The following is a 920-nucleotide window of genomic DNA, read 5'->3' on the forward strand; positions in this document are numbered from 1 at the left end:
CTATATAAGTTAGTAAGAATACTTTAATAACATTAGCTATAAGAGTGATAATAAAAAATCCAATCAGCCCATATAAACCTGTTAAAATTAAAGACAAAATTATATAAATAATAGTGTGAATTGTTACATAACTCGTTTGTTTAGTAATAGAAATATACTTCGTATTTAATGATTGAATCATTGTTGCTATCACACCCAGAAATACACCTATATTGCCTAGAATGATAAAAGGTCTAACCTCCGAACTATTGTGATGATAAAAATACTCAACTATAAAAAGTGTCGTAGGGTAGGACACTAAAATAATTAATACTGAAAGAATAACTCCATAAACATTAACGATTAAGTAAAGACGCTTTTTATTATTAGTAGCCTTAACAGATATATAGGATAAAATCACGTTATTTATTGGAAACATAAATGTTGCAAAAATTTTCCCTATAAATGTAGCTAAGAATGAAATAGCTACCGCTCCTCCACCAATTATCGGCAATAAAATAATTCTATCAATATAAATATTTACATTATTCAAACTATTACTAACTAGTAAATTTAAATAATCTGGGAGTATTTTCTTATGGTTAATGTGACTATCATAATTGATGAATCTTAAATACCTCAGAGTATAAAGAGTGTATAAAACAATACATATCTCACTTACTAAAAAGATTAATATCCAATATTTAAAATACTTATACAATAAAATTCCAACAGCCAATCCTATAACTTGATACACAGCCGCAATTAAAATCTTCGAGAATTCGAGATTTAATCTAAAGTAGACATTTAAATATATTCTTATTATCATCAATAAATTAATAATCAATAAAAATATTATAGTGAGAGTATCTATTTTATAAAAATAATGGAAAAGTATGATCAATATGACGCTCTCTATTAAACAAGAGATGACCAATATA

General features: G+C 25.4%; 1 pseudogene. It reads right to left on the reverse strand.

The annotated features are described in order from the left end of the window. Positions 1-532, reverse strand: a pseudogene (locus CD172_RS12640) (capsular biosynthesis protein); the annotation flags it as partial. Positions 533-920 lie beyond the last annotated feature (388 nt).

Source organism: Staphylococcus agnetis (genome assembly GCF_002901865.1).
Lineage (GTDB): Bacteria > Bacillota > Bacilli > Staphylococcales > Staphylococcaceae > Staphylococcus > Staphylococcus agnetis.